Genomic DNA, 26140 nt, shown 5'->3' on the forward strand with positions numbered 1-26140 from the left:
AGTCGTCATCAGACAATCCCCAGAATCTGGCGACGGATATCAGCGGCGGTTTCCGCAGACAGCCCGGCACTTTTGGTGATTTTCTCCGCCTGTGCGGCGGCTTCTTCGGCGAAAGCCTGGCGGATCTCTTTCTCGCGTTTGTGGCTGGCCATCGCGGCGGCTTCCAGACGCTGAGCAACCAGCGCCAGCTGGCCGAGGGCCTTCGGCTCAACCGGGCCTTCTTCTTCAGCGAGTGACATCGACGTTTCGAATGCCAGCGTTTTCACAAACTCCATCAACAATTTGCCGACGTCAGACGTCGGCGCAGAACCCAGCTTGGCGGCCCAGATTTCGGCCATTTCGCGGGAGGCGCGAATTTTGGCTCCGAACTCTTCCATCCGGCTGGCGTAGCGGTTCAGGCCCGTGCGACTGAGCTTCATGTCTTCCGGCAGGTTGTGGCCGTCAATCAGTTCGTTGATAGCCTCGCGGATCTCTTCCTGGGTATGACGTTTCTCGCGCAGCATCTGGTGCAGCTGGTCGCGAACGCCATCCGGCAGCAGGTCGATTTTTGAGGGGCGACCACGGGTCTGTTTTTCAACTGCCATGTTTGCTCCTTGATGCCTTTGCCATCTGAAGCTGGTTTTTCCGCTCTCTGGCGATAGCCCGGCCCAGCGTTTCGTATGCCCGTCTGAACTCAGGATTCTTGTTCAGAAACGTGTTGGTAAAGCTATCAGGGGAGCTACGGTCATAAGGTTTTCCGGTCTTTTTCTCGCTGAACGGCGCGATAACCTGAGACTCAATCTCTGAGCAAACCATCACTGCGGCCAGTTGATAAAAAATACGCCGCTGTGCTTCGGTATAAGGTTTAGTTTTAGCCATCATTTATCCCCTCGCGCGGGGCTTTTTCACCCCCGGAACCGTGGCCAGACCGCTGGCGACGTCATCACCACGGCCGGTGATTTCCGCCACATAACAGCCGGAAACATCCGTCAGACTGACCAGACCCTGCTCACGCAGCCACGCCAGATGCGTGCGCACCGTATCGCGGGAAACGCGATGGCCATAAGTCTGCAGGCAGGTCTGCAGAATCGACTCGTTGGCACTGTCGCCGCATTCGACAAGGGATCGCAGAATAACCAGGCGCTGGTCCTGGTCGAGAATGTCACGCATAGTCACCTCTTATTTTTCCTTCAGCTCATTTTCCAGAAGCAGATCGCTGACGTGTTTCACCTGGCGAATCGCCGGACCCAGTTCGCGCAAATCGCCCCGCAGGTTGCTCATTTCCAGCTGCAGCTGGTGAAGGTCTTTCTGGCTGGGTAGCCCCGCGATAGTGTTTTCAATGCTCTGCAGTCGGGTGCGCATCAGCTCCAGTTCCTCGCGTTTAACGTAGGTTTTGGCCAGCAGAAGCTGGATGACGTTCACGGCGGACATGAACAATGCCCAGATGATCGCCCAGTTACCCTTAATGATTTCCCAGCCCATGCTTCTCCTTATTCTCTCTGATGGTCTGACAGGTGAAGCAGGTCGCTACGTACGGCAGCGCCCGGAGTCGCTTAGCCGGAATCGCTGCGCCGCAGTCGTTACAGAACCCGTACTCATCCGGCAGCTCTTTAACGCGCTTTAAATGCTGGTTTAAGAGCCGTTCCCGTTCTTCCATTTCAAGGTCACTGGCGCGATCAAACGCTCTGGTCATTTACCCACCATGACCTTGTGTTTGCTGGATTTGCTGTACCGTGCGAAGCCGTCCAGCGTCCTGAAACCCAGATAGCCCAGCGCCGGGGTCGCCAGCATCAGCGCAATATCCCAGTCCGGTTCGGGCATGGAAAACGCATGGCCAAAGGCACCGGCTACCGCGCCAGCCTGCTGGCCCAGAGACATGATCATCACGTAAGCAATACTGCTGTAGAGGGATAAACGGGCCATCAGCGGGCGAGTCTGGCGGACATATTCGTCCGTGGCGTTATCGCCGTTGCGGATGGTGTCCTGCTGTTCGTGGTGCGCAGCCTGCTGGTCGGCCATCTGCGCCTTGTCCCGCTCCAGCTGGAACTGCTGCAGCTGTACCTTGAGGCCCTCCAACTGGACAAGCTGCTCGGGTGGTAGCTGCGCCAGCTTCTGCTCCAGAACACGCTGCTGGTCGGCGGGATTAATCGCACCGTTCACGGTCTCGACAATGCTGGCCACAGAGTCGGCAGCTTTCGCGGTATCGCTACCGAACCAGCCACCGACGGTACGAACCAGAGAAGGCCCGGCTTTGAGCAGAACGGAGGCCACAGTGGAAAGGGTTATCGGATCCATTTGAGCGGTTCCTTATGTGAAGCCCACAAACAGAGAAGGAAGGCGGTCAGCCCCGCCAGCGGATTAAACAGCAGGGTCCACGGGTCTTTTGCATGCGTGGGTGCTACGGCCAGTAACAGGGCACCAGCTCCCCAGATGATCCAGGACAACACGCCTGACCACCGGCGGGCAGAATTACCCGGCTGCAGCAGACGATACGGGAGATTACCAAGCCAGACGCTTGCACCGATTAGCAGCACACCGGCAAAGGTCAGCCACCAGACAACAAACGCCTGACGGCCAGTGAAGCTGCAGAACAGCAGCGACAAACCGACTAGCACGACCACCGTCCAGCCGGACTGAAATACCCGGAGCAATGCCAGCTTCAGCCAGTCGGTATTCAACGATTTAAACATTATGTTTTTCCTTATATCGCTGGCACTGCCAGACGATGTCCCTTGTATCGACGGAGTTCCAACCTTTGCGGTAATAACTGGCATGAGTCCCGTCGCAGCCTGTGTAGTCCTGAGGTATGGGGGGAGGACCGCCCGCAACCCGGTGAAGCACCTCCTGACGGAGGCGGTCGCGCCGCCCCGCAAGTAACGATGAGTCCCAGCCTTTACCCATACTCAGCTCCGGGGAACCGAGACCTGACCGCCGATGACCTCCTGACAGGCATTCGCCAGTAAATCCAGGCGGTTAAACCAGCCATTGAGGTACTTGCCCTGAGAGGCATTGGCTTTGATGATGTCGGCGTAATAGCGGGAACGGCGCAGAAAACAGCGGGTCAGCAGCCATTCGGCATCGGCACTGCTGACAGCAGCGCGGGTGTCTTTACCGACGATCCCGTCGACCGCTTTACCCGTGAAGCCGACCGCCTCCTGCAGGAGCTGGATCGCTTTTTTAGGGTTGTGTTGTACGGCGGAATCGAACACAAAAAGGGAGATGCCATCAGGCCACTGTGAGCAGTAAGCCGGATACCAGTAATCGCGGAAATAGATCTGCCCGGCCTGTTCTTCGGTCAGGTCCTTCATTCGGGTATCGGGTTTACCGTCACCATCGACGTCAGTTTTGCCATCGGCCAGACCGTCGCGCTTGTCGGAAATACCGTATTTGGTTTCTCCGCCTTTGTCGGTGGGGTCATTAACATAATGACCCTCGCGGGCGTGAATGAAAGCGAGTGCGTGTAAAAACACGGGGGAGAATGTTGTTGTCATGCCTGCACCTTTGGGATTGAGTCAATCTGACAAATCCCATTTTGCGACAGGCAAAAAAAAAGCCGGATTTACCGGCTTCCTTGATATTTCAGTGCAGCTATTTTTCTTTGATAGAGCAGGTGTATGAATTTATATTTGAGGTTACAGACTTCATTTTCACTTCAAATTTATAACCATCTAGAGCCTGACTATCTTGGTGCACATTGTCGATAGAATCGGAGGATAAGGCTAACTTAAAGGAATCCTCAACTACTTTGAAGTCCTCTTTTGTATCGCGCCCCAAAACCCCCTTAACAAGTTTAAAACATACAGCCAGAGCCGAAACACCTTCGAAAGCTGGATCTCGAATATCAGACAATGAGATCACCGCAGCTTGTTTAACTCCAAGCAGCCATGAGCTATTAAGAATGTTATCGACAGAATGTGATGTATATACCTGCACACCATCTACAACATTTCCCTTCTTCCAGTCTTTCTTATCAAAAAGTTCCATTTTCTCGAACTGAGAGATTAGAGCTTCGCTTGATGGGAACTCTTTTTTTTCAGCTTTAACGAAAAATGAAACAATCCAAACAATGAATCCTATACACAACAAATTGCCAATTAATTTCATAATCACTCCCTGTCAAATAAACCGTACTGACGCTTCTGAACTTCCAGTCTTCGCATCCTTTTAATCGCTTTATACACCGTTTTGTGTGTCACCCTATAGCGTTCCACTAGCTCAGGAATGTTATCACCTTTGAAGTCTCGCCATATATGCATATCTCTGACCAACTGTTCGAGAACCTGACCTCGCGGGAAATATAGTTGCATTCCCCCGATTCTACTGCATATAGCTGCAACCAGCTCGACGGAATGACGCGGGTCATACCCCAGCCGCGTCAGTTCCTGACGCAATAAAACATTCAGCTCTGACAGTAGTGATGGGAAACGGGTGCTCTCCATCTCATCATCAAGGTGTTCGAGAATGCTGTCATCACGAAAATCACCAAAGAGATCGTCACTCATACTCATTTTTTCCACCTTCTGGCTGCGTCAGCGTAAGCGCTGCAGATTGTGTCATAGTCCCGACTTTCTTCGCCGGTATCCGGGTTTTCAGGGAGCCGGAAATGGTGCTCTAACATAGCCTCTTTAATCCCTCGGATGTGCCATTGCTTCAGGCTCTCAAGGAAATTCGCTTCGGCATCACCGCGCAACCATTCCAGGCTGGAGACACCAGCACCGCCATTACGGATACGGGTCTGGCGCTGGACAAAACGGTCGAGCGCAATATCGCTACCGTCCCGGATAAAACCCTCTTTAAACATTGTTTCCCATATTGCGCGGATTTTCAGGCTCACATCCGACGGAGTAGACATGCGGCGCTTAGAGCGGCGCTGAGGCTTGCTTTTGAACCCCTTAGCCTCCAGCGCCTGGATAACATTCTGCAGTTCGATGATGGTCATCTCGCGGCAGCTCGACTTGCCCGGAACTACCGCCCCCAGCAGGGAGCGGTAAGTGTCATCGTCAAGCGCCAGTTGGCCCTTCGCGATATGGATAATCTGGATTGCATTTGAGCGGGTCATAGGCCCCCCTCAGGTAACTGGCGATCAAGACGCTCAATTTCAGCGATGATAAGCGCGGCGGCTTTAATCAGGTTTCGCCGAGTATCTTTCGGTTTGAAAATGTCGTCATACCAGTCTGCTGGCCAATAGCTTTCGGCTTCCATCGGTTCGATATAGCAGATTGCCGCTGCCGACAGCTGGAAACCGACATACGTATCATCCTGTTCTGTCGAGAACCCCTTAACTGTCTGCTGCCGCTGGCGCTCTGCTATAACGTCGTTAATTGCTTTGGTTCTATTGCAAGACTCCAGCATTTCTACCAGCGCCTCGACCGTTTTCAGCGAAAAGCTGGGGAGTGTGGCATTAATAGTCCTGATGCGCTCGATAGACGTATGGGGTCCCCATGCTGGCATCGCCTTACGGGCAGCAATATCAGCTTTAATCTGCTCTAAATTAACCATGAGATTTATCCTCCGACCGCATACGTTCGGCATACTGCTGCTCGCGCATCATCTTCTGAGCAGCCTGCATCAGCAGACTGACGGCCATACGGGCGCGGGCAGCGGCATAGCGGTTACTGGTTTTGGTGTCGCGATAGAGCGTTTCGGCAAGGCCCAGTTGTTCGGTCGCTTCCTCCAGAAGCCCCATAACTGACGGACCAAAGGGGCTGACAGGCTGTGACTCCACGCCCACAATCTGTGCCAGACGCGCCATCTTGCGATTTTTCTCATGGTCTATCATGGGGCCCATCCCGTTATGACGCAGTTGCTCAATCATGATCTCGACGTCAGCGGCTTCTTCAGCCACCTTGCTGCTGTCGGTTTTGTGGTTAAGAAAACGCGAACAGGCGGCTGATAATTCGCTGGCTTCTTCGGAAAGAACCAGCACCTGAGATTCAAATCCCCATTTGGCGAATGCAGCCTCAAAAATACCTTTTGTTTTAGGATTCATAATATGCCCTTACTGGATTTCGGCGTGAGCAACCCCACGGCGCTGACGCCGGAAATTAAACAAAGTTAATTAACGAATATTCAGAGCTTGGCTAAATCCAGCGATATCTGCTTATAAGTGCCATTATCCTGACGCTCATATAAACGCAGGTATTGGCTGGTTCCCGTAACCTGAATCGCATCCGCGACAGCGTCCATCGCTTCATTCCATTTGGCATCATCAATATTCAATGAACGCAGGCTGAGCACCTGATTGATATCAATACGACCCTGTTTATTGACGCGAAAGGCATGATCGACCATCGCCATAATCTTTTCGTCAGCCCCGGCAGACCACTCATGAATGCAGTCATCAATCAGCTTCTTCGCCGCCTGAATCCGCTCGTCAAAGATGCGATGTTCGCCCACGGCGCGAACCAGCTTATAGCGGCCATCAAAGCTGGGCAGCGTGACATTACCCTTAGCGCCACCATATTCAACGCCAAACTCTGCTGCTGACAGGTCAACAAAATCATCGACTTTTGCCATAGAGCCCAGCTTAAACTCGATCAGTGACTGGCGCTGCAGGCGGGCTGCTTCAACTACGCCGATAACCAGCTCATCACGCAGTTTATCCAGAGGTTTAATCTGTGATTCAGGAACTAAATGCCCCTGAGCGTTAATCCGGTAACCTTCCGGAATGGTATTTAAAGTATTCATTAAAGCCTCACTGAATTAATAGCATTCTGAAAAAACAATATTCGAAACAACGCGGCGACTTAATTCCATTTTTTCAGCAATAACAGGAATAGTCAGACCCTCTTTATAAAGCTCACGACACAACCACCGGTCATGCTCACTGGCCGATTCCATCTTGATTGATAACCCCCAGCGTGTAGCCTGAGACAGCACTGCTGACCGCGTACGGTTAAGATGCTCTGCGATTTGCTACACAGGAATTTTCCCGGCGTTATCACGGACGAACTGCATTTCGGGCTTAGTCCACTTACGGCGCTTTTCCATACTTACCTCCAGATAACATGACAACCTTCAAGGGTGGCCATCCACACGGAACGGGTCCCGGTGGGACAGCGTTCAATCAGGTGATTAGCCCTGTTCACCAGCTCATTCGGCGGACAGGTGATTTCCAGACACGGGCGGCGCATCCACACCCTCATCTCCGTAACATGACTACCGCGCGCCTGCAGCCATGCCTGCGCAGCGGTGGCCATACCAACATGTTCAGCAATACGTTCAGTAATCATGGTGTTAACCCCTCAGTAACGTTGAAACATCAACATCCAGATCCAGATCACGCAGTGCCTTTCGAATGTAGCTCTCGCTCACAGCTTCACCCGCGCCGTGGGCCGTCATCGCCGCCAGTCGCAGGGAGTGACTGAGGATGCGCAGTGCGCCGGGTTTCTGTGCTATCTGCTGGAGCAACTCACGCTCTTTTTCGCCGATGATATGCCAGGCATCAGCAATTGCGGCCACATCGGCCTTTTTGGTCTTATTGATCGCCACGCGTTTGGCGATGCGGGAGAACAGGCGGGCGAACTCGACAGTGCGATTGCCGCCGGTCATGTTGGAATAGACTCTATGGTTACCCATCAGCACCAGCCCGACACGGGTGGCCTCCTGCAGCAGGCGCAGTTCTTCGAGTGTTTCAGCGCCCAGATGGTCCGCTTCATCAATGATGACAAGGCCCTGAGTACCATCAAGACGGCGGCGCAGTGCGCGGGCCAGCGGGCCTTTACGACGTGGAGCATCATTCATCCCCAGCTCATAGGCCAGTTCGGTCAGGCACTCCAGCACACTGGCGCAGGACGGGGTGATCGTTATCAGCCAGACGTTATCGTTACTGCGACGATATTCACGTGCCGCCTCTGACTTACCTACGCCGGGGTTGCCGCAGACCACGCCGATGCACTCCGTCAGGTGGGCATAGCGAAAGGCTGTCCAGATTTGTTTAACGGTCGGGGTCTCAATAAAACGTGGTGGCGCTGGCAACTCGGCGGCAGAATGCTGCTTTGTAACCCAGCGTTGCAGAGCCAGTTCGACACGATCGTTATCGCCTGCATATTTATTATTCATGAAGCCACTGACGACGCTGGAAGACAGTCCGGTTTCACGGGCAACCTGAGCAAAAGTAAAACGGGTACCATCAACAAGGTTGCGCAGAACCTCGCGAATATCGGAAATATTCACCTCAGACATAATTCACTCCATTATTTGAAGGGTATTTAAACGGCCTTAAATAGCGTTTTTACGTTTATTTGATTCCAGCATATCCAGCGAGTTATTCAGATACTCATCTTCGCTGTATTCTTCTTCCTCCATTTCTGCCAGCACTGCAGGTGCAGTACCGCGTGCGGGGCGATAGACGTTGCCATGCAGCCACTCCTGCTCTGCCGGAGCTGGCAGAGTGTGGACGTTCTCGGCCTCGGCCAGGCGGACTTTCTCCTCTCCGCGCTGGCGCATCCCTTTGATACGTTGCTGGCGCTGGTGATATTCGGCAGTCACAGGGAATGCCTGTTGTTTATTACCATCCCAGACAGCTTCACAAATAAATGAACCGTCCGGGCGACGAATAACCACTCGGGTTGCGTCGTGAATATCGTAATTAACGAGCACTTTATTGCCGTGCTCGTTATTCAGCTCAGCGGAGTAATACAGATTATTGAATAAACGGATCTCACAGCGATTGACGGTACGCTCTATCTGCGGCATGAACATCTCGCGCAGCTCCAGCTCCGACAGCCACTCAATTTCTGTCGCTTCTTTTTCCAGCTTGTAGCGCCGAAACTGCGCCGGGGTGAAGTGCTCACCGTCACCGCGAAGTGGCAAAGACTCATGCGGGCGGTTGTTGTACCACTCCACACCAGCCTCAATGTGCTCAATGAGTGATTCCCATGAGGGCAGATCGCGCAGGGTCTGCTGCTGTTTTGCCGTCAGCTCTTTCCCTTTGTTCGCTGCATTCGTCGCGGACTGCAGCGCTTTTGTCATGCGACGAACGGTACTGCGGTCTGCGCCGGTGCCGTAATAGGTGGCGAACTGGCGTGAAATACGCATGGCCAGCGAACGGTTAAGGCGTTCGATAATACCGCGACCCTGCGGGTTTTCAGGGATCCCCAGACGGTGATCAATACCGAGGCGGGGAAGAATACCGGTCAGCTCAGCATCGAAGGTATTGTTGGTCTCGCCACCACCGTTATCGGAGTAGTACAGGAACGGTTTGCCGTGGTTTTTAATGCCGTGGCGCAGGGCGTCGGCAACAGCTATCACACTTTCAGACAGCGCCAGACTCCAGCCGACAATATAGCGACAGCTACCATCCAGGATAAACGTCACCTCCGGCGAAAACGGGTTGCCGTGGTCAGGATGGGCGACCTTCATCTTCATGCCGTGGCCGTCACCAATCCAGACGTAATTAACCGGTAATGACTCCCAGTCACGGCGGACAAAGCCCTCATACTGGCGGAACTCGCTACCGGTGATACGACCTTTTTGCTTAACAACAACGGGTAATTTATTCATGGCATAGCACACCTGATCGTAAGAAGGGATGGCTGCGGCCATCATCGAATCATCCTGGTAACGCTCAGCCCATTCAGCTGCAAAATCGTCGTAGGCTTCCTGAATACCGCGACCGTCAGGGCGACGATAAAAACTCAGGAACTCGGGCAGCCATCTGATTTCTTCAGGCTTGACGACCTGACGTTTACCCGGAGCAAGCAAAAGAAGACGTTCAGCGGCAGAGCGGGTTTTGTTGAAATCCGCCACCCAGCGCTTGAGTGATATTTCACTCAGCGACCGTGACGCGCCTTTTTTGGCGTTCGCCATCGAGACGGCAGCAGCCAGTCGCTCAGGCAACTCACCACTCTGCGCCTGACGCACAATCTCGCGGATAGCTTTTGCACGGCTGTATCCCGGCAATCCACCAAGGTGAAGCACTTCAACGACCAGCGCCATACGCGCATCAGCAGTCTTGCGCTGCGCCGCTGTCAGGCCATTCAGCTTCTGTTCCATCAGCGCCGGGCATTTGCGGTACACCGCGATTTTGCTCTCCTCGGCACCTTTGGCGCGTGGCGTAGCCGATGCGGTAGCAGGAAGGACAGGCTGCTCTTTAGGTGAACCGTTCATCAGCTCTTTTATCTGGCGAGCACGTAGTGCTTTCTGAGCTGCCTCAGGAAGGCAGTCAATATGATATTCAAAGGCTTTGCTTCCAGTGCGTTTACGAACAAGTTCTTCTGAACCAGCGGAGAACCGGCAAAGCGCCTCTCTGATACCCTTAGCTGTTTTTGGCAGGCCAGGTATGCCAACTAATTCCTTAGCAACATAGAACATACTCAGACCGCCTTATTGACGTAGCTACTGGTTCTGTAACGACTTGGCCAGATTATTTCGGGGGAAACACCCAGAGCATCAGCGACGATCTGCTGATAAGGCTTACAGGGAGTACGCAACACACTCTTCAGGGAATCCTTGCTGTAACCAGCCTGAAGGGAGAGCGTCCGGAGGGACAAACCACGTTTGTGGATTTCGGCTTTTATGGTCTCGGGATGCCAGTCAGCATTCAGATCTTCATTTCGGCTCATGATTCCTCTATCCTAAAAAGTTATCCGCGCGGATAACTGCGCGGGTATCTGTATGGATAAATCATAAGAACGCAATGAACACAAGTCAACGTTCTTTTTGTTTATCTTTTTATTGCTTTACATTTTGTTGTTTTTCAATCAATTACACACAAAGGAACTTGCTATGGATAAAGAACGTAAATGTTCTTTTGGCGATAATGTAAAAGAACCGATCATTGAGCGAATCTTTTCTCTGGTAGAGCGTTATCCATCAAGAAACGAGGCCGCAAAGGCGTGGGGTATAAACATCAATACCCTACAGAACTATTATAAGAGGCGTGATATTGCTCCCACCCCCAGGAAGCAACTGCTGGAAGTTATTGCAAATCATGAAGGTGTATCGCTTGATTGGTTGGTTGAGGGAATCGGGGAACCACCGGTGAACACAAAGAAAGAACACAATAAAGAACACGCACATTCAGGGCTAAGTGATCCAGACGCCAGACTCGCGACACTGTTTTCGATTTTGTCTGACGAGGAAAAACAATCACTGTTTGAAATTGTTGTCCGCAAAGGTGTAGATACGGTGTTACGGCTGCGTGACGATCGCAATATTAAGCTACTGCAATGCAATGATATGGAGAAAGAGCGGCTTCTAGTGTGGCTTGATAGTGGTATGAAAAAAGAGGCATTTGAGGCTAGTGAAGTTGTAGCAGAAACAGGCCTTGTAAACTCTGGTAAGAAGGCCGGTTAATCAATGAATGGTGTTTCCCAAACCTACACCGACGTTTACCGGCCTTGATTTTCGAAGTATGTTAGAATTGATTTTGAACGTAATGCTTTGCCTTTTAAAGGCGCGTTTGTAGAAGTATCAAAAGTTTTGCCGTTCGGCTCACTTTCTCTTTGACTGGTATCAAATGCCTAAACAGGGCGAAGCCAGTAATCCCGCGGATTCCCGTTTATTTCCTTCTCTTCCCGGTAATATCAAATGATTTCCTTCATAACAGGCGACCGAGGCGTTGAGATGAAACTGCGGGTGGCTGACCGGATAGCCGGTCAGCTTTTCAATACGCTGAATGCGTTGATGCAACGTGTTGCGGTGAATGCCCAGCCGCTCGGCGGCTCTTACCACGTTGCCGCTCTCCTGAAGCAGCGTTTCCAGGGTCTCCATCAGCAGCCAGGGGCTTTTGCGATCCGGCTCAATCAGACAGCCGAGGGTGTCGTGCATAAAGTCGCTCAGCAGGGCGGGGTCGCTAACGGCGGAGAGCAGCTTGATAAACCCCAGCTGCTGGTAGTCGCTGATGCGCTGGGCCGGACGCAGGTTATCGCTGAGGTCCAGCGCCTGACGCGCCTGCGACAGCGCGCGCTGATATCCCTGCAGCTGCTGCACCGGCGCCGAAAGGCCGCACAGCAGCGATAGCCCGTCGTCGCCCTCCGCCAGCGCGATCAGCCACGCCTGGAGCCACGTTTTTTGCTGATAAAATTCGCCTTCCTCATCCGGAAGCAGAAAGAGAAACATATTGCTGCGCTCGACCAGCGGAAAGGGATTACCCTGCTGATTGAGCTGCTGCTGCAGGCGCTGGCGTACGGTGCGGCGGGCCTGCTGCAGCCAGGCTTCGGCCTGCTCCGGCGGAAACTGGCGAAACAGGCGCGGTATCCCCTCAAGGCGCAGCGCCGCCACCCGCAGCGGGCGGGTAAAATCCAGCTGCTGGTGGAGCGCCCGCTGATGCAGGATTTGCAGGTCGGGATAGTCGCCGGTTAACAGCTGCAGCAGAATATCGCGCTGCGATTGCAGGGCGTTTTCGCTGCGCACCAGCGCGGTACCGATGCGTTCGGTCACGATCACCATTTTCAGCAGATAGGGCTGTTCGATCAGCGGAATGCCCAGCTCGTCGGCCAGCGCAATCAGGCGCGGCGGGATCGCCTGAATGTACGCGTCGCCGGTGAGGATCACCATCCCGGCGATCCCGCGCTGCTTGCCCTCCATCAGCAAATGGATCAGGTTTTCTTCATCGCGGGGATGGTTGATTCCGGTGATAAACACCAGCTCCCCGCCCATGATCCATTCGGCGATATTTTCATTTTCCGCCACGTAGTACCAGCGAACCGCCAGCTGCAGCCCCTGCTTACCGGCGCGCAGGCGCATGGCGGAGAGCCCCTCCAGGGCGAGGATTTCGCTGACCGTCAGGCTCACGGCTACTGCTCCGTGACCGAATCAGCGGCGGGCTGACGTTTGCTCAGACGCGTCAGCGCGATATAGACCAGTGCGGAAACGGTAATGCCAACCAGCGGGGCGATCCACGGCGACAGGTAAGCCACCACCGCGCCCACGGCGTAGGCGCCCAGCCCCAGCCAGTTAAAACGCGGCAAACGGGCGGTGTGCAGCAGCGGATAGCGGCCGCCGCGATAAAACCAGTAGTCGGCGAGGATAACGCCGCCGATGGGCGGGATGATGCTGCCCAGCAGCACGAGGAAAGGGATCAGCATTTCATACATACCGCCAATGGCCAGCAGAATGCCGACGCCGGCGGCGACCACGGTCAGGGTGCGGCGACGCTCGCTGCGCAGCAGATGACAGGCGGCGGCCGAGACGTTATAGATCGTCGGCCCCTGAATCGTCAGCAGGTTGAGGCACAGCATTACCACCGCGGCGACCGACAGCCCCTGCAAAATCAGCACCTCGACGATATCGGCCTGCTGGTAAACGATGGCGCACCAGGCGCCGGCGATAATCATCAGCCCGTTGCCGATCAGGAAGCTGCTCATGCTGGCGACGATGGCGGTGCGGCTGGAGTTGGCCAGCCGTGTCCAGTTCGTCGCCTGGGTCGCGCCGCTGGCAAAGGTGCCGAATACCATGGTAATGGCCGCCGACCAGGTCATGGTTTCACCCGGTTCGATTTGGGTCATCGCCTGCCAGCCGCCGGCGTGATGGGCGGCAAGGTACATCGACACCACCAGCAGAATAAACATCAGCGGTACCGATACGCGCGACAGCGCATCCAGCCCCTTATAGCCCACCAGCGCGGTGACGCAGAACAGGATGCCGAACAGGATCATCAGCGGAATCGTCATCGCCGCAGGCAGGGCGAGGATTTTGACCAGCGAGATGGCGACCGTCGCGGTTCCCCAGGCGTACCAGCCCAGCTCGGCGAAACCGAGAATAAAATCGGCGAGCTTGCTGCCGATTTCACCGAAGCAAAAACGGCCCATCAGTACGGTATTTAGCCCGCTGCGCGCGGCAATCCAGCCGAGCGAGGCGGCGTACAGGGCCAGCAGAAAGTTACCGATAACCGCAATCCACAGCAGGTTAACGATGGAGAAAGAGACGCCAAGCTTGCCCCCCGCGAACATGGTGCCGGTGAAAAAAGTAAAGCTGAACAGAACCATCGAGATGGAAAAAACGCCCTTGCGCCCGGCGGCGGGCGCTTCGACGAGCGGAAAATCATTGCTGTTTGACATGGTGGAACCTCTGAGTGGCTATCCAAATAGCGATGGCAGAGGGGTAGCAAGAGGTGTGCCAGAAAAAGCGGGGCAGGGGTAACACAATGGGGTGGGCAGTATGCACATAAAACGACGTTAAACGGCCGCTGTTTGCCATAAATGTGTGCACAGTGCCATGTTTTGCACCGCCGTGGGGCAGTGGGATGTGACTCCTGCCCCCGCATTTTGTCGGACGACGGCTGGCGTCTTACCCGACCTGGGGGGCAGGTCAGAATCGACAAATGATGCCAATTTTACGCCGTTTCCCGGCGGCACGATCCCCCATCTTTTTAACCGCCCGCAGGCGGTAATTTTGGCGTCATGAAAATGCTCAGTTGTATTGTTGTTAAAAAGAGTAATTTCATATGCTTTTCTGATATAACCATTATCAATGTAAGTCTTTCCTGAAATATTGTTCGCTTACGCCGGCGGTGTTAGTATCGGGTAAATAGCCATTTAGACGGCTAAATACAACATCGCTAAACTAAGGAACTGCTATGTGGCAAGAAAGACTCGCGCAACTGGTCACCACCTGTCATTGGATCGGCGCGAAAGGCTGGGCACCGGCCACCGGCGGCAATATGTCGGTGCGTCAGGATGAGACCTGGTGCTGGCTGAGCGAGTCGGGGCGTGATAAAGGCAGCCTGACGACGGAGGATTTCCTGCAGGTGGAGATCGCCAGCAATAAAGCGCCTTCCGGACGTAAACCCTCTGCTGAAACCGGCCTGCATACCCTGGTGTATCGCCTCTTCCCGGAAGCGAATGTCGTGCTGCACGTGCATACCGTCAACGCGACCGTGCTGTCGCGGATTGAAAAAAGCGCCACCCTGGCGCTGCAGGGCTATGAGATGCAGAAAACCCTGACCGGCCAGCACAGCCATCTCGAAACCGTGCCGGTCGCCATTTTTGATAACGACCAGAATATCGATGCCCTGGCGGCGCGCATTGAAGATTATGCGCAGACCCACCCGCTGCGCTACGGCTTCCTGCTGCGCGGCCACGGCCTGACCTGCTGGGGCAAAGACATTCACGAAGCCCGTCGCCAGCTCGAAGGACTGGAATTTTTGTTCGAATGTGAGCTGATGCGCCGCCGCTACGAGCGCGACTAATTTCTCTTCACCAACGGGTCAGGCATGGATTTTTATCTCGGAATCGATATCGGCACCTCGCGCGTGAAAGCGGTGCTGTTTGATGAACGCTTTCAGGCGTGCGCCAGCGCGGCGCAGAACACCGGCCCGCGGCTGTCGGCCAACGGCCACGCCGAGCAGGATATGGCCCAGCTGTGGCAGTCGGTGGTGGCGATTTTACGCGATATTGCCCGGTATCCGGCGCTGCAAAGCGGGCGTTTACGCGCCATCGGCCTTGCCGGGCAGGGCGAAGGGGTCTGGCTCAGCGACGCCGAAGGCGAACCGGTCGGGCCGGGTATCCTGTGGAGTGACACCCGCAGCCGCGACCTGATGAGCGAACTGCTCAGTCGCCCCGGTTTTGACCGTCGCTTCTTTGACGATACCGGTACCCATCTGCAGCCCTGCAACACCAGTATGCAGCTGTACTGGCTCAAGCATCACCAGCCGGAGCGGCTGGCGGCGGCCCGCTATCTGTTTTTCGCCAAGGACTGGATCCGCTTTCGCCTCACCGGCGTCGCGGCGCTGGATCTTACCGATGCCAGTACCTCTTTGCTGAATCAGCAGAACGGGAAGCTATCCACGGTGGTGCTCAATGAGATGGGCCTGGCAGATTTACAATCTCTGTTCCCACCGCTGCTGGCGCCGGACGCTCAGGCTGGAACGCTGCGTGAAGAGGTCGCGGCGCTGACCGGGCTTCCCGCCGCCACGCCAGTCGCGGCGGGGGCGCTGGATGTGTGCAGCGCGGCGCTGGGCTGCGGCGCGGTCAACGATGGCGATATTTATACCATTCTTGGCACCACCTGCTGCACCGGTATCGTCTACCACGGTCGCCAGACGGTCAACGAGGGGACGCGCTACGTCACCCATACCGAAGCGGGCAGCTTTATTAACCTTTTTCCGATGCAGGCCGGGACGCCGAACATCGACTGGCTCCAGCAGCAGATTGCGCTGGAGCCGGATTTACAGCAGCTGGAACAGCATATCGCCAGCGTTGAGCCCGGCAGCGGCGGCGTCTTCTGGCAGCCCTACCTCAACGGCGAACGCGCCCCGTTCTTTAGCCCCGAGGCGCGGGCCGGTTATTTCGGCATTAGCCAGCACACCACCCGCGCGGAGCTGCTGCGGGCGGTGTTCGAAGGGCTGGCTTACGCTATCGTCGACTCGCTTCAGGGCTACCCGCAGGGCGGCGAACTGTACCTGACCGGCGGCGGCGCGGCTTCGGCGACCTGGCTGCAAATCATTGCCGACTGCACCGGCAGAACGGTGGTTTCCAGTCCTTTCAACGAGCTTAGCGCGCGCGGCGCGGCAATTCTGGCGGCGCGCAGCGTCGATGCCCTGAGCCGCTATCCGGCGCTGGAGCAGACCCGCTATCGACCCCATCCGCAGGCGCACAGCCGCTACGCCGCGCTCTATCCGGTGTATCGCCTGCTGCGCGAGCAGATGCTCCCGGTGTGGCAGGCCCGCCGCGAGGCGCTTCAACGTATTTCTCAGGAACAACGCATATGAAAATTGTTTTTACCGCCGAACACGCCGGCGACCTCAGCGCTTTTCAGCAACTGGGCGAACTGCGGGTAGAAGGCTGGGCGCTGGGCAAGCCGAAGCTGAGCGCAGGCCAGCTGATCGAACTGGCCCACGACGCCGAGGTGCTGGTGACCAGCTACGATGAGGTGACGGAAGCGGTGATCGCCGCCTGCCCGCGTTTACAGGTGATCGCCTGCACCCGCGCCAATCCGGTGAACATCGATACCAAAGCCGCCCAGGCGCGCGGTATCCGCGTGCTCTATACGCCGGGGCGCAACGCGGACGCCGCCGCCGAGCTGACGCTGGGGCTGATGCTGAGCCTGGCGCGGCATATTCCGCAATCCCACGCGGCGCTGAAGCGCGGCGAATTCACCCACGCCGAAAACGCCGCGCAGGCCACCCAGAGCGGGCTGCGCCGCGATGTAGTGTGGGACGTTAGTCCGCAAAGCCCTTATGAAGTCTTTAAAGGCAGCGAGCTGCGCAACAAAACCCTGGGGCTGATTGGCTACGGTAATATTGGCCGCCGGGTGGCGCGCATCGCCCGCGCCTTTGGCATGGCGGTACTGGTGGTGGACCCGTTTGTCGCCGCCGAGGATATCAACGAACCGGGGCTGCAAAAGACGACCCTTGAGGGGCTGTTCCGCGAGGCGGATATCGTGAGCCTGCATCTGAGCAGCGGCCCGCACAGCGATGGGCTGGTGAACGCGCCGTTGTTGAACAGCATGAAGCCGGGCGCGCTGCTGATCAATACCTCGCGCGCGGCGGTCGTGGACGAAGACGCGCTGATTCACGCGCTGCGCCACGGCCCGCTGGGCGGCGCGGCGCTGGATGTCTACCATCGCGAGCCGCTGTGGCGCGACCATCCGTTTGTCACCGAGTTTGATAACGTGATTATTACGCCGCATATCGCCGGGGCGACGCGGGAGAGCATTGCTAAACATACGGCGATGATTGCCGCCGACCTCCAGCGCTATGTCGCCGGAGAGCCGCTGCTCTACCAGTGGCGTTAAGCCGCGCTTGCCGCCGCGCAATGCGGCGGCGAAGCTTGTTATCCGCGACGGTGGGTCGCCATAAACTCCTGCGTATGCTGCCAGTCCACTACGCCGGCATCCGATCCCATGCCGGTCGCCACCAGCGCGGCGACGGCGGAAGCCACCTCGCACGCCGCTTTGACGCTTAACCCCCGGGCCAGCGCGGCAATAAAGCCGCCGCAGTAGCTGTCGCCGCAGCCGGTAGTATCTACGGCATCGACCCGGAACGGCGCGATATGCTCGACGGCGCCGTCGCGGGTCAGCAGCCAGGAGCCGTTTTCGCCGTCCTTCAGAATGCAGGTTCCGACGCCAAGCGCAAAGAAGACGCGGGCAATCGCTTCCGGCTGGGTCTCCCCGGAGAGATACGCCGCTTCTTCAAGGGAAGGCATAAAGTAGTCCACCGACGGCAGCAGCGGGCGCAGCAGATCCAGGGTGCCCGCGTCGGGGGCGATTAAATCAAAGCTGGTGGTGACGCCGCGGGCTTTCGCCGCCCGCAGCAGCAGCGCGCTTTGCCCGCTATCCATCGCCGCCAGCAGGCCGGTGCCGCCGTGGTGCAGGAACCGGCAGTCGAGGATCGCGTCAAACTCTTCTTCGCGGATAAAAAGCGCATCGGAAGCGCCCCGACAGTGCAGCGCCGGGCGCTCGCCGTTGGGGCGGATGGGCAGGATCGTCGCCGACGTTTCCTGCTCCGCCGTGCGCTGGACCAGCGAGCAGTCGATCCCCAGCCGCGCGTAGCTGGCGAGGATAAAATCGGCTTTTTCATCTTCACCGAGGCAGGCCACCGCGGCGGTGCGAATGCCCAGCTTCGCGGCGTTAATATTGGCCCCGGCGGCGGTTCCTGCGGGGTTAAGACGAATTTGTTCGATAAAGGCTACCCCGCCGCGCGGCGGGATGTCGATCACCGGGCGACCGGCGATATCAAGAATAGTCAGGCCGACAAAGACGGCGTCAAAAGCTGCCATAGGTGCTCCGCTTAACGATGAGTCTGGCGCAGACGCGCCTGCCAGAAGGAGAGGGCCAGCGCGACCACCAGAATCACGCCCACCAGCGCATCCTTCACCAGGTAGTTCAGCCCCATCAGGTTCAGGCCGTTATCAATAATCGCGAGAAACAGCACCCCGCCGAGGGTGCCGGCGATACTGACCCGGCCGAGCCGGTTAAAGGCGGTGCCGATAAAGACCGCGGCGATGGCGTCCATCAGGTAGGCCTGGCCGGCCAGCGGCGTAAACTGGCGCAGGTTGGCGGAGAGAATGACGCCGCCGACGGCGCACAGCGCGGAGGCCGCCACCAGCACCCACAGCATGGTCCGGCGGTCGCGGATCCCGGCGATACGCGCCGCTTCGCCGTTCTGGCCGATAGCGCGCACGTACTTGCCAAACAGCGTGCGTTCGGTCAGCAGCCAGGCTACCAGCCACAGCGCCAGCACAATCACCACCGGCGTCGGAATACCGGCGATATTGCCGACCGCCAGATCGTGATACTCCGGCGCCATCCGGCGGTAGGAGATAGAGCCGCCGCCGTCGGTATAGATACGCTCGGCGCTGCTGGCGATAAACCAGGTGCCGAGGGTGGCGAGGAACGGACGAATCTGGCAGACAAGGATCAGAAAGGCGTTCAGCAGGCCGATAATCACCCCGCCGAGCAGCGCGCAGCCCACCGCCGCCTGCCACGGCAGGTGCCAGGTCTTCAGCGCCACCAGCGCAAAAGCGGCGCCGAAATCCAGCGCCACGCCGACGGAGAGGTCAATCGCCCCGGCGCTAACGATAAGGGTCATCGCCATCGCCACGATCAGCAGAATCGCGCTGCCCTGCAGCAAATTGGCCCAGTTATCGAAGGTCAGAAATACCGGGTTCGCCCAGCCGAACAGGGCAATCGCCAGCAGGGTAATGACGCCGAATCCTGCCCGCGATAGCCACGCCAGCGGACCGCTGCCGGTTTGCCCCGTTGAGGGGGTCTTGAGCGTCAGTTGGCTCATTAATGGCCTCCTTTATGTCTGACCGCCGAAGCCGCCAGCACCACGAGGATCAGGCCGCCTTTGATCGCGCCCATCCAGAAAATATTCACTCCCAGCAGGCCGAGCCCGTTAGAGAGCGCGTTGACCAGCACCGCGCCGAGCAGCGCCCCCCAGATGGTGACCACGCGCCGCCGCGAGAACGCCGCGCCGATAAAGGTCGCGAGGACGGTTTCCAGCAGCAGCGGCGTCGCCGTGCCGCTGGAGCTGCCTGAGCCCTGGCTGAGCAGCGGCAAAATCGCCAGGCCGGCGGCGATGCCTGCCAGCAGCCAGACGATAATGGTCAAACGGCGAACGTTGAGTCCGCTCATCTGCGCCATATCGCGGTTACCGCCCACCGCCTGTAAATGCTGGCCGAAGCGGGAGTGGTGGAGCAAAAACTGAAACAGCGCGAATACCGCCAGCAGATAGATCAGCGGCCAGGGAATGCCGAACAGATCGTTATCGCGAAAGGCCACCATCAGCGGGTCGCTCACCGCGATGCGCCGCTGGCCGGTCAGCAGGTCGGTCAGCCCGGTGAAGGCCACCGAGGTTGACAGGGTCGCCAGCAGCGGCGGCAGGCCCGCCGCCAGCACCAGCGTGGCGTTGACGGCGCCGCAGGCCAGGCTAACGGCGATCAGCAGTAACAACAGCGCCAGGTAAGGGGTATTCCACTCCGCCATGCCGAGGCTGAGCAGCGCGACGCCGAGCACCGCGATGGCGGGCAGCGACAGGTCGATGCCGCCGGAGACCACATCATCGCCGCCGACGGCAATCACGCAGACCAGGCCGAAGCAGAGGATCGCCAGCGGCACGCTTTGCACCAGCATCATGCTGATATTTTGCCAGCTTAAAAAGAAAGGCGACTGCAGGCTGAGCCAGACCAGCAGCGCAAAAAAGAGAATCAGGGGAAATTTTTCGATAAGCGTCGTGATGCCCGGAAGGGGGCGACGCTGGATACCTGCACTCATACCTGTTGTTCCTGTCCACCGTTAATCGTCACCAGCAGCGCGTCCAGCGTCAGCCCCCGGGTCGGGAGATTGGCCACCAGCTCGCCGCGCCACATCACCAGGATGCGGTCGCAAAGGCCCAGCAGCTCCGGCGCGTCGCTGGATGAGACCAGTACGCCGCGACCGCGATCCGCCAGCTCGCGGGTGCGCTGATAAATATCGCGGCGCGCGCCGATATCCACCCCGAGAGTGGGTTCATCAAGAATAAAAAGCCGCGCATCGGTGCCCAGCCAGCGGGCGAGAATCGCCTTTTGCTGGTTGCCGCCGCTCATAAAGCGCACCGGAAGCTCCGGACGGCCGGGGCGGATAGAGAGCTGGTCGATCCAGCTGCGCGCTTTTTCCAGCGCCCGGCCGCGGTGCTCCCAGCCGAAAGTGGCGGTCTCCGGTAGCGAGGCCAGATTGATATTGTCGGCGGTGGTGAAGGGGAGAATCAGCCCCTGATGGCGGCGGTCGCGCGGCACCAGGGCCAGTCCGGCCCGGGTAGCCTGATACGGCGTCCGCAGCCGCTTCGGCTGGCCGTCAACGCTTATCGTGCCGCTGCGGGCGCGGCGTAGCCCGTAAAGCAGATCGATCAGCACGTCGCGCCCGGCGCCCAGCAGTCCGGCGACGCCGACGATCTCGCCCGGCTGAATATCAAAGGTAATATCGCGTAACTGCTGCCCGTCGCTGAGATGGCGAACCGACAGCACCGGGGCAGCGGCATCGACCTGATGCGCGCTGCTCTGGCGCGGGGTATAGAGCTGTTCGATATCGCGGCCGACCATCATTTTGATCAGCGCGTCGGTATTCTGCAGAAGCGCCCGGTCGGGGTAGCCGACCACCTCGCCGTTACGTAGCACCGTGCCGCGATCGCAAAGGGCGGCGATTTCGTTGAGATAGTGGGAAATGTAGAGAATCGCGATCCCCTGTTCCCGCAGGCGCAGAATCGCGGAGGTGACCAGGCCGGCTTCCTGCGCTTCCAGCGGCGCGGTGGGCTCATCGAATACCACCAGCTTTGCCGCGCCGTCGATCAGCGCTCTGGCGATTTGCACCAGCTTGCGTTCGGCGAGGCTGAGGTCGCGGATCAGGCGGCGGGGATGAATATCCAGCTGCCAGCTGTCGCGGAAAAACGCCCGGGTGGCCGCGTTCATTCGCCGCCGGTCCAGCGCGCCCCAGCGGGTGCGGTACTCCTGGCCGAGAAACACCGATTCCGCCACCGTAAAGTGCGGGATCAGGTTGAGTTCCTGGTGAATAACGCGGATACCCAGCGCTTCAATCGCCGCGGGATTGCCGAGCGGCAGCGGCGCGCCGTCAAGGGTGGCGCTGCCGCTGTCGGCCCGGTAGACGCCCGCGAGGATTTTTATTAGCGTCGATTTTCCCGCGCCGTTCTCGCCGATCAGGCCGTGAATTTCACCGGGATTCAGAAGCAGCGTGACCGCATTTAATGCAGTCACGTTGGCAAAGCTTTTGCCGATCTGGTTCATCGCCAGACCAGCGGCGGGGTTAACCCCGCCGGAGGATGGAGTGATCACTGCAGTTCGCCATATCCCAGCTGTTTGTAGACCGCTTTTGCCTCCTGCGGGCCTTTCACCGGCACCACCGGAATAAAGGTCTGCAGGGGCAGCTTCTGTTTGTCGAAGTAGCGCGCGACGTTATCGGCGGAGGTCTGGCCGATCAGGTGCGGCTGCTGGGCGACGTTGGCGACGAACGGGCTGCCCGGCTCGGCCATGATCTCCAGGGTTTCCGGGCCGGCGTCGATCGCGGTGACCTTGACGTCTTTATCGCGGCCGGTCTCTTCCAGCGCCTGGACAATACCGATAGCCGGCTGATCCCAGCAGGCGACATGGATGGCGTCGAGTTTGCCTTTTGGATACTGGCTCAGCAGTTCGAGGGTTTTCTTACGCGCATCTTCCGGCGAGTTGGCAAACTGCTCGGCCAGCTCCGGTTGAATAATGTGAATATCCGGATAATCTTTGAGGACATATTTCCACTGGTCATAACGAATGCCGCAAATACGCAGGGAGCTGGAGAATGCGTTAAATACCGCAACGTTGCCTTTGCCGCCCAGTTCATCGGCCATATAGCGACCAATGGTCGATCCCAGGGTGTAGTTATCGGAGGTGGTGTTATTGACCGAATATTTTGAAACGTGGTCTACGGTAAATACCGGAATGCCGGCATCGCGTAGCGCTTTGAATTTAGGCTCAACGGCGCTGTCGCCCAGAATACTAATTACCGCATCGACCTTGCGCGACAGTAAAATATCGTGGTTATTCGCATGAACCTGGTTATCGCGGCCGCCATCGACGCCGATCACTTTACCCCCCAGTTTCTCTACCTCTTCGGTCGCACCCTTATAGGCTTCACGATCCCAGAAGTGCTGCGTCCCGACCACGGCGACGCCGATAGTTTTCCCCTGAAGTGATAAGGCATCCGCCGCCAGAGCGTTGACGGAGGCGAGCGAGAGCAGGCCCAGCGCGATGGGCAATAATTTCATTTTCTGCGACATTCTTATTATGGTCCTGTGATGGAGGTGGCTGTGCGGAGCAGTAGCATGACAACAACAGCCACACAATCTCAAATACAAAATATGTCTAAGTTATACCCGTTATACTTCAAGTTGCATGTGCGTTGGCTACGTGCGTTCACCCGAATCACTTACTTGAGTAAGCTCATCGGGACTCTCTTACTTGCCGCCTTCCTGAAACTTGAATTATTTAGGGTATATTAACGATGTTATATCGCAGATTTGCCTGAGGAAAACGTAAATTTGTTATTTGTAACCTGAAAATATTTCATGATGCAGCTTAATCCCTTTTTATTTTGTGGGCTTAATTTGCTTGCAACTCTTATTTATTCAAATAAAGATTGCTGCTTAATTAAAATTATTCTGTCGCTGTAATATATCGCATCCTGGAATGGCGTAGAGCTATTCTGCGTAGAAAATCCTTTCTCTGTAGCAGATTGTATGGTGATACGTATTTTATTCCCAGGATTCGCACGCTTTATTATGGCGGCCTTTATCGGGTGAGAAGAAAACAGGCAAGATGAAAAAACAACATAATCTGACCGTAATGCACTGGGGAACCTGGCAGGTCCAGGCCCGTGACGGCAACATTGAGGCGGTGACGCCGGTGCCCTGGGATAAAAATCCCTCACGTATTGGTCAGTCGCTCCCCGATGCGGTCACCAGCAAGACGCGCATTCGCCGTCCGGCGGTGCGCGCGGGCTACCTGCAAAATGGCCCGGCTTCGCGCGAGGGGCGCGGCAAAGAGCCGTTTGTTGAGGTGAGCTGGGAGGTGGCGCTCGATTTACTGGCCCGCGAACTGAATTCGGTCAAAGCGCGCTGCGGCAATGAGGCGATTTTCGGCGGCTCCTACGGCTGGGCCAGCGCCGGCCGTTTTCACCACGCGCAAAGCCAGCTGCACCGCTTCCTCAAGTGCTTCGGCGGCTATACCGCCAGCACCAACACCTACAGCAGCGCGGCGGGCGAGCGCATCCTGCCGCATATTCTCGGGCCGCTGAGCCCGCTGCACCGCCAGCACACCCACTTTTCCGAGCTGGCGCGCGAATGCCAGCTGTTTGTCGCATTCGGCGGCCTGCCGCTGCGTAATGCGCAGGTCAACGGCGGCGGCGCCAACGACCATATGCTGAAATACTGGCTGGAAAAGATGCAGGCGCAGGGGACGCGCTTTATCAATATCAGCCCGGTGCGCAATGACCTGAGCGCCGTGGAGAGCGCCGAGTGGCTTGCGGTTCGTCCGGGAACCGATACCGCGCTGCTGCTGGCGCTCTGTTATGTGCTGATTAACGAATCCCTCTACGACAGCGGTTTTATCGCCAGCCATACCGTGGGTTTCGCGCCCTATCGCGCCTACCTGATGGGGGAGAGCGATGGCGTCGCAAAAACGCCGGAGTGGGCGGCGGCGATAACCGGTATTGAGGCGCAGCGGATTGCCGCGCTGGCGCGCGAGATGGCCAGCCAGCGCACGATGGTCAATATCTCCTGGTCGATTCAGCGGGCGCGCCAGGGCGAGCAGGCCTACTGGGCGACGGTGGCGCTCACCGCGCTGCTGGGGCAAATCGGTACGCCGGGCGGCGGACTGGGGTTTGGCTACGCCTGCACCAATCTGGCGGGGGCGGCGCGTAAGGCCTTTTCCGGGCCGCGCCTTCCCGCCGGAGAGAACGCGGTAAACCAGGTGATTCCGGTGGCGCGCCTTTCCGATATGCTGCTGCATCCGGGCGAGGCATACGAGTTTGACGGCCAGCATCTGCGCTATCCCGACATCCGCCTCGTCTACTGGGCCGGCGGCAACGCGTTTCACCATCATCAGGATATTAACCGCCTGTGTGAAGCCTGGCGGCGGCCGGAAACGGTGGTCGTTCATGAACAGTTCTGGACCGCGCAGGCTAAATTTTCCGATATCGTTCTGCCGGTCACTACTTCGCTGGAGCGGGAAGATATCGGCAGCGGCGGTCACGACGGCTTTATGATCGCCATGAGCGCGCAGATCCCGCCGGTGGGCGAAGCGCGCGATGATTACGCCATCTTCTGCGACCTTGCCGAGCGGCTGGGCTGCGGCGAGCGCTTTAGCGAGGGGCGCGACGCCGGGCAGTGGCTGCGGGAGATCTACGAAGCGTCGCGGCCGCGCGCGCGGGAAGAGGGGATCGCGCTGCCGTCGTTTGATGAATTCTGGCGGCAGGGGGTGCTGGAATACAGCGCGCCGGAGAAACCGCAGGTTTTCCTGGCGGATTTTCGCGCCGACCCGCAGCGCTATCCGCTCTCTACGCCTTCCGGCAAGATCGAACTTTTTTCCGAAACCATCGCCGGGTTTGGCTATTGCGAGTGTCCCGGCCACCCGTGGTGGGATGAGCAGGAGGCGGCCTGGCAGCGGCAGGAGGCGGCGCGCTGGCCGCTGCATCTGCTCTCCAGCCAGCCGCGCACCCGCCTGCACAGCCAGTACGATCACGGCAGCGTGAGCCGGGCGACGAAAATTCAGGGGCGCGAGCCGCTGTGGATGCATCCGCAGGATGCGCAGGCGCGGGATATCAGCGAAGGCAGCGTGGTCAAGGTCTATAACGCCCGGGGAGCCATTCTTGCCGGGGTGCACCTCAGCGAGCAGATTTTGCCCGGAGTGGTGCAGATGTCGACCGGCGCCTGGTACGATCCGCTGGATCCGGCTGAAAAGGGGTCTCTGGATAAGCACGGCAATCCCAACGTGTTGACCGAAGATCGCGGCAGCTCGCGGCTGGGGCAGGGCTGCAGCGCCCAAAGCTGCTGGGTGGAGATTGCGCCGTGGCGGGACGCGCTGCCGCCGGTGACCGCTTTCGACCCGCCGAGGTTTATTGGCGCTTAGGCGCAGAGAATCGCCAGGCGGCGGCTGGCGCCTTGCCCGGCTTACAGGATCATCGCCGTTTGCGGGTCGGGTAGATACTGTGAACGCCTGCAACCATTTTTAGTTGCCGATACTTTCTCCGGCTC

At 57.7% G+C, this 26140-nt stretch carries 31 protein-coding genes and 1 pseudogene; 5 read left to right on the forward strand and 27 right to left on the reverse strand.

What is annotated here, in order from left to right; genetic code table 11:
• Window positions 1-8: 8 nt before the first annotated feature.
• The 20 genes and pseudogenes from SIK97_RS28860 to SIK97_RS28950 form a co-directional block, all read right to left on the reverse strand.
• Window positions 9-584, reverse strand: coding sequence for a DUF3486 family protein (locus SIK97_RS28860; protein ID WP_049138412.1), 576 nt, complete (start codon window positions 582-584; stop codon window positions 9-11).
• Window positions 574-861, reverse strand: a complete 288-nt coding sequence (locus SIK97_RS28865) for a hypothetical protein (RefSeq protein ID WP_077258652.1) — start codon at window positions 859-861, stop codon at window positions 574-576. The genes SIK97_RS28860 and SIK97_RS28865 overlap by 11 nt, the downstream gene beginning before the upstream one ends.
• The gene (locus SIK97_RS28870; protein ID WP_016807465.1) at window positions 862-1149 is read right to left on the reverse strand and encodes a hypothetical protein; all 288 of its coding nucleotides are present in this window, start codon (window positions 1147-1149) and stop codon (window positions 862-864) included.
• Window positions 1150-1158: 9 nt separating this feature from the next.
• Window positions 1159-1461, reverse strand: coding sequence for a DUF2730 domain-containing protein (locus tag SIK97_RS28875; protein WP_016807466.1), 303 nt, complete (start codon window positions 1459-1461; stop codon window positions 1159-1161).
• Window positions 1442-1672 (reverse strand): TraR/DksA family transcriptional regulator, encoded by a 231-nt coding sequence (locus SIK97_RS28880; RefSeq protein ID WP_049138414.1) that lies wholly within the window; start codon window positions 1670-1672, stop codon window positions 1442-1444. The genes SIK97_RS28875 and SIK97_RS28880 overlap by 20 nt, the downstream gene beginning before the upstream one ends.
• Window positions 1669-2274, reverse strand: coding sequence for a hypothetical protein (locus tag SIK97_RS28885; RefSeq protein WP_049138417.1), 606 nt, complete (start codon window positions 2272-2274; stop codon window positions 1669-1671). The genes SIK97_RS28880 and SIK97_RS28885 overlap by 4 nt, the downstream gene beginning before the upstream one ends.
• On the reverse strand, window positions 2262-2669 hold the full coding sequence (locus tag SIK97_RS28890; protein WP_319610985.1) for a hypothetical protein: 408 nt from the start codon (window positions 2667-2669) through the stop codon (window positions 2262-2264). Before SIK97_RS28890 ends, SIK97_RS28885 begins: the two co-directional genes overlap by 13 nt.
• Window positions 2662-2880 carry a hypothetical protein gene (locus tag SIK97_RS28895; RefSeq protein WP_319610986.1) on the reverse strand — a complete coding sequence of 73 codons (219 nt, stop codon included), beginning with the start codon at window positions 2878-2880 and terminating at the stop codon, window positions 2662-2664. Before SIK97_RS28895 ends, SIK97_RS28890 begins: the two co-directional genes overlap by 8 nt.
• A gap of 2 nt (window positions 2881-2882) precedes the next feature.
• Window positions 2883-3470, reverse strand: a complete 588-nt coding sequence (locus SIK97_RS28900; RefSeq protein WP_319610987.1) for a glycoside hydrolase family 108 protein — start codon at window positions 3468-3470, stop codon at window positions 2883-2885.
• Between the two features lie 97 nt (window positions 3471-3567).
• Window positions 3568-4083: a hypothetical protein gene (locus SIK97_RS28905; protein WP_319610988.1), complete on the reverse strand. Its 516-nt coding sequence runs from the start codon at window positions 4081-4083 to the stop codon at window positions 3568-3570.
• A gap of 2 nt (window positions 4084-4085) precedes the next feature.
• Window positions 4086-4487 carry a Mor transcription activator family protein gene (locus SIK97_RS28910; RefSeq protein ID WP_016807473.1) on the reverse strand — a complete coding sequence of 134 codons (402 nt, stop codon included), beginning with the start codon at window positions 4485-4487 and terminating at the stop codon, window positions 4086-4088.
• A complete protein-coding gene (locus SIK97_RS28915) occupies window positions 4484-5038 on the reverse strand; it encodes a gp16 family protein (RefSeq protein WP_319610989.1) in 555 nt (184 codons plus the stop codon). Before SIK97_RS28915 ends, SIK97_RS28910 begins: the two co-directional genes overlap by 4 nt.
• Window positions 5035-5478 (reverse strand): hypothetical protein, encoded by a 444-nt coding sequence (locus tag SIK97_RS28920; RefSeq protein WP_319610990.1) that lies wholly within the window; start codon window positions 5476-5478, stop codon window positions 5035-5037. The genes SIK97_RS28915 and SIK97_RS28920 overlap by 4 nt, the downstream gene beginning before the upstream one ends.
• Complete coding sequence (locus SIK97_RS28925; RefSeq protein ID WP_319610991.1) at window positions 5471-5968, reverse strand: hypothetical protein; 498 nt, start codon at window positions 5966-5968, stop codon at window positions 5471-5473. The genes SIK97_RS28920 and SIK97_RS28925 overlap by 8 nt, the downstream gene beginning before the upstream one ends.
• An 80-nt stretch (window positions 5969-6048) precedes the next feature.
• Complete coding sequence (locus SIK97_RS28930) at window positions 6049-6666, reverse strand: DUF3164 family protein (protein ID WP_319610992.1); 618 nt, start codon at window positions 6664-6666, stop codon at window positions 6049-6051.
• A gap of 15 nt (window positions 6667-6681) precedes the next feature.
• A pseudogene (locus SIK97_RS29760) lies at window positions 6682-6969 on the reverse strand (hypothetical protein).
• A gap of 2 nt (window positions 6970-6971) precedes the next feature.
• Complete coding sequence (locus SIK97_RS28935) at window positions 6972-7211, reverse strand: hypothetical protein (protein WP_237186557.1); 240 nt, start codon at window positions 7209-7211, stop codon at window positions 6972-6974.
• 4 nt (window positions 7212-7215) lie between these two features.
• Window positions 7216-8163, reverse strand: a complete 948-nt coding sequence (locus tag SIK97_RS28940; RefSeq protein WP_319610993.1) for an AAA family ATPase — start codon at window positions 8161-8163, stop codon at window positions 7216-7218.
• 36 nt (window positions 8164-8199) lie between these two features.
• Entirely contained in the window at window positions 8200-10293 is a 2094-nt protein-coding gene (locus tag SIK97_RS28945; RefSeq protein ID WP_319610994.1) for a Mu transposase C-terminal domain-containing protein, read from the reverse strand.
• Between the two features lie 2 nt (window positions 10294-10295).
• Complete coding sequence (locus SIK97_RS28950; RefSeq protein WP_016807483.1) at window positions 10296-10544, reverse strand: helix-turn-helix domain-containing protein; 249 nt, start codon at window positions 10542-10544, stop codon at window positions 10296-10298.
• Between the two features lie 163 nt (window positions 10545-10707).
• On the opposite strand from SIK97_RS28950, the gene SIK97_RS28955 reads away from it, so the two are divergent.
• Window positions 10708-11277, forward strand: coding sequence for a hypothetical protein (locus SIK97_RS28955; protein ID WP_117055035.1), 570 nt, complete (start codon window positions 10708-10710; stop codon window positions 11275-11277).
• Between the two features lie 159 nt (window positions 11278-11436).
• Here the strand turns inward: SIK97_RS28955 and SIK97_RS28960 are convergent, their stop codons facing one another.
• Window positions 11437-12717: a PucR family transcriptional regulator gene (locus SIK97_RS28960; protein ID WP_319610995.1), complete on the reverse strand. Its 1281-nt coding sequence runs from the start codon at window positions 12715-12717 to the stop codon at window positions 11437-11439.
• A 2-nt stretch (window positions 12718-12719) separates the two neighbouring features.
• A complete protein-coding gene (codB, locus tag SIK97_RS28965; RefSeq protein ID WP_057173675.1) occupies window positions 12720-13982 on the reverse strand; it encodes a cytosine permease in 1263 nt (420 codons plus the stop codon).
• A gap of 518 nt (window positions 13983-14500) precedes the next feature.
• On the opposite strand from codB, the gene SIK97_RS28970 reads away from it, so the two are divergent.
• The 3 genes from SIK97_RS28970 to SIK97_RS28980 are packed head-to-tail and all read left to right on the forward strand — an operon-like array spanning window position 14501 to window position 17658.
• Complete coding sequence (locus tag SIK97_RS28970) at window positions 14501-15112, forward strand: methylthioribulose 1-phosphate dehydratase (RefSeq protein ID WP_014228378.1); 612 nt, start codon at window positions 14501-14503, stop codon at window positions 15110-15112.
• Window positions 15113-15136: 24 nt separating this feature from the next.
• Complete coding sequence (locus SIK97_RS28975; protein WP_057173677.1) at window positions 15137-16633, forward strand: FGGY-family carbohydrate kinase; 1497 nt, start codon at window positions 15137-15139, stop codon at window positions 16631-16633.
• Window positions 16630-17658: a 2-hydroxyacid dehydrogenase gene (locus SIK97_RS28980; protein WP_032748675.1), complete on the forward strand. Its 1029-nt coding sequence runs from the start codon at window positions 16630-16632 to the stop codon at window positions 17656-17658. The genes SIK97_RS28975 and SIK97_RS28980 overlap by 4 nt, the downstream gene beginning before the upstream one ends.
• A 38-nt stretch (window positions 17659-17696) precedes the next feature.
• On the opposite strand, the gene SIK97_RS28985 is transcribed toward SIK97_RS28980, so the two are convergent.
• From SIK97_RS28985 to SIK97_RS29005, 5 genes are read right to left on the reverse strand one after another with little or no spacing between them, the layout of a single operon-like run.
• Entirely contained in the window at window positions 17697-18641 is a 945-nt protein-coding gene (locus SIK97_RS28985) for a carbohydrate kinase family protein (RefSeq protein ID WP_057173679.1), read from the reverse strand.
• An 11-nt stretch (window positions 18642-18652) separates the two neighbouring features.
• Window positions 18653-19654, reverse strand: a complete 1002-nt coding sequence (locus tag SIK97_RS28990) for an ABC transporter permease (RefSeq protein WP_004848729.1) — start codon at window positions 19652-19654, stop codon at window positions 18653-18655.
• Window positions 19654-20640 carry an ABC transporter permease gene (locus SIK97_RS28995; protein WP_047724256.1) on the reverse strand — a complete coding sequence of 329 codons (987 nt, stop codon included), beginning with the start codon at window positions 20638-20640 and terminating at the stop codon, window positions 19654-19656. The genes SIK97_RS28990 and SIK97_RS28995 overlap by 1 nt, the downstream gene beginning before the upstream one ends.
• Window positions 20637-22142 (reverse strand): sugar ABC transporter ATP-binding protein, encoded by a 1506-nt coding sequence (locus SIK97_RS29000; RefSeq protein WP_047725149.1) that lies wholly within the window; start codon window positions 22140-22142, stop codon window positions 20637-20639. Before SIK97_RS29000 ends, SIK97_RS28995 begins: the two co-directional genes overlap by 4 nt.
• Window positions 22143-22186: 44 nt before the next feature.
• On the reverse strand, window positions 22187-23167 hold the full coding sequence (locus SIK97_RS29005; RefSeq protein ID WP_004848735.1) for a sugar ABC transporter substrate-binding protein: 981 nt from the start codon (window positions 23165-23167) through the stop codon (window positions 22187-22189).
• A gap of 538 nt (window positions 23168-23705) precedes the next feature.
• Here SIK97_RS29005 and SIK97_RS29010 point away from each other — a divergent pair.
• The gene (locus tag SIK97_RS29010; protein WP_057173681.1) at window positions 23706-26015 is read left to right on the forward strand and encodes a molybdopterin-dependent oxidoreductase; all 2310 of its coding nucleotides are present in this window, start codon (window positions 23706-23708) and stop codon (window positions 26013-26015) included.
• Window positions 26016-26140 lie beyond the last annotated feature (125 nt).

It is taken from the genome of Klebsiella sp. JN_Kp126 (genome assembly GCF_033843325.1).
Lineage (GTDB): Bacteria > Pseudomonadota > Gammaproteobacteria > Enterobacterales > Enterobacteriaceae > Klebsiella > Klebsiella michiganensis.

What these genes read in the sequence shown, in the direction of transcription:
- SIK97_RS28990 (WP_004848729.1), bottom strand. Translation starts at nt 19,654, where the DNA reads ATGAGCCAACTGACGCTCAAGACCCCCTCAACGGGGCAAACCGGCAGC.
- SIK97_RS28920 (WP_319610990.1), bottom strand. Translation starts at nt 5,478, where the DNA reads ATGGTTAATTTAGAGCAGATTAAAGCTGATATTGCTGCCCGTAAGGCG.
- SIK97_RS28915 (WP_319610989.1), bottom strand. Translation starts at nt 5,038, where the DNA reads ATGACCCGCTCAAATGCAATCCAGATTATCCATATCGCGAAGGGCCAA.
- SIK97_RS28900 (WP_319610987.1), bottom strand. Translation starts at nt 3,470, where the DNA reads ATGACAACAACATTCTCCCCCGTGTTTTTACACGCACTCGCTTTCATT.
- SIK97_RS28895 (WP_319610986.1), bottom strand. Translation starts at nt 2,880, where the DNA reads ATGGGTAAAGGCTGGGACTCATCGTTACTTGCGGGGCGGCGCGACCGC.
- SIK97_RS28980 (WP_032748675.1), top strand. Translation starts at nt 16,630, where the DNA reads ATGAAAATTGTTTTTACCGCCGAACACGCCGGCGACCTCAGCGCTTTT.
- SIK97_RS29010 (WP_057173681.1), top strand. Translation starts at nt 23,706, where the DNA reads ATGAAAAAACAACATAATCTGACCGTAATGCACTGGGGAACCTGGCAG.
- codB (WP_057173675.1), bottom strand. Translation starts at nt 13,982, where the DNA reads ATGTCAAACAGCAATGATTTTCCGCTCGTCGAAGCGCCCGCCGCCGGG.
- SIK97_RS28925 (WP_319610991.1), bottom strand. Translation starts at nt 5,968, where the DNA reads ATGAATCCTAAAACAAAAGGTATTTTTGAGGCTGCATTCGCCAAATGG.
- SIK97_RS28970 (WP_014228378.1), top strand. Translation starts at nt 14,501, where the DNA reads ATGTGGCAAGAAAGACTCGCGCAACTGGTCACCACCTGTCATTGGATC.
- SIK97_RS28910 (WP_016807473.1), bottom strand. Translation starts at nt 4,487, where the DNA reads ATGAGTATGAGTGACGATCTCTTTGGTGATTTTCGTGATGACAGCATT.
- SIK97_RS28985 (WP_057173679.1), bottom strand. Translation starts at nt 18,641, where the DNA reads ATGGCAGCTTTTGACGCCGTCTTTGTCGGCCTGACTATTCTTGATATC.
- SIK97_RS28950 (WP_016807483.1), bottom strand. Translation starts at nt 10,544, where the DNA reads ATGAGCCGAAATGAAGATCTGAATGCTGACTGGCATCCCGAGACCATA.
- SIK97_RS28860 (WP_049138412.1), bottom strand. Translation starts at nt 584, where the DNA reads ATGGCAGTTGAAAAACAGACCCGTGGTCGCCCCTCAAAAATCGACCTG.
- SIK97_RS28885 (WP_049138417.1), bottom strand. Translation starts at nt 2,274, where the DNA reads ATGGATCCGATAACCCTTTCCACTGTGGCCTCCGTTCTGCTCAAAGCC.
- SIK97_RS28875 (WP_016807466.1), bottom strand. Translation starts at nt 1,461, where the DNA reads ATGGGCTGGGAAATCATTAAGGGTAACTGGGCGATCATCTGGGCATTG.
- SIK97_RS28945 (WP_319610994.1), bottom strand. Translation starts at nt 10,293, where the DNA reads ATGTTCTATGTTGCTAAGGAATTAGTTGGCATACCTGGCCTGCCAAAA.
- SIK97_RS28940 (WP_319610993.1), bottom strand. Translation starts at nt 8,163, where the DNA reads ATGTCTGAGGTGAATATTTCCGATATTCGCGAGGTTCTGCGCAACCTT.
- SIK97_RS28870 (WP_016807465.1), bottom strand. Translation starts at nt 1,149, where the DNA reads ATGCGTGACATTCTCGACCAGGACCAGCGCCTGGTTATTCTGCGATCC.
- SIK97_RS28975 (WP_057173677.1), top strand. Translation starts at nt 15,137, where the DNA reads ATGGATTTTTATCTCGGAATCGATATCGGCACCTCGCGCGTGAAAGCG.
- SIK97_RS28890 (WP_319610985.1), bottom strand. Translation starts at nt 2,669, where the DNA reads ATGTTTAAATCGTTGAATACCGACTGGCTGAAGCTGGCATTGCTCCGG.
- SIK97_RS29000 (WP_047725149.1), bottom strand. Translation starts at nt 22,142, where the DNA reads ATGAACCAGATCGGCAAAAGCTTTGCCAACGTGACTGCATTAAATGCG.
- SIK97_RS28905 (WP_319610988.1), bottom strand. Translation starts at nt 4,083, where the DNA reads ATGAAATTAATTGGCAATTTGTTGTGTATAGGATTCATTGTTTGGATT.
- SIK97_RS28995 (WP_047724256.1), bottom strand. Translation starts at nt 20,640, where the DNA reads ATGAGTGCAGGTATCCAGCGTCGCCCCCTTCCGGGCATCACGACGCTT.
- SIK97_RS28865 (WP_077258652.1), bottom strand. Translation starts at nt 861, where the DNA reads ATGATGGCTAAAACTAAACCTTATACCGAAGCACAGCGGCGTATTTTT.
- SIK97_RS28930 (WP_319610992.1), bottom strand. Translation starts at nt 6,666, where the DNA reads ATGAATACTTTAAATACCATTCCGGAAGGTTACCGGATTAACGCTCAG.
- SIK97_RS29005 (WP_004848735.1), bottom strand. Translation starts at nt 23,167, where the DNA reads ATGTCGCAGAAAATGAAATTATTGCCCATCGCGCTGGGCCTGCTCTCG.
- SIK97_RS28955 (WP_117055035.1), top strand. Translation starts at nt 10,708, where the DNA reads ATGGATAAAGAACGTAAATGTTCTTTTGGCGATAATGTAAAAGAACCG.
- SIK97_RS28880 (WP_049138414.1), bottom strand. Translation starts at nt 1,672, where the DNA reads ATGACCAGAGCGTTTGATCGCGCCAGTGACCTTGAAATGGAAGAACGG.
- SIK97_RS28935 (WP_237186557.1), bottom strand. Translation starts at nt 7,211, where the DNA reads ATGATTACTGAACGTATTGCTGAACATGTTGGTATGGCCACCGCTGCG.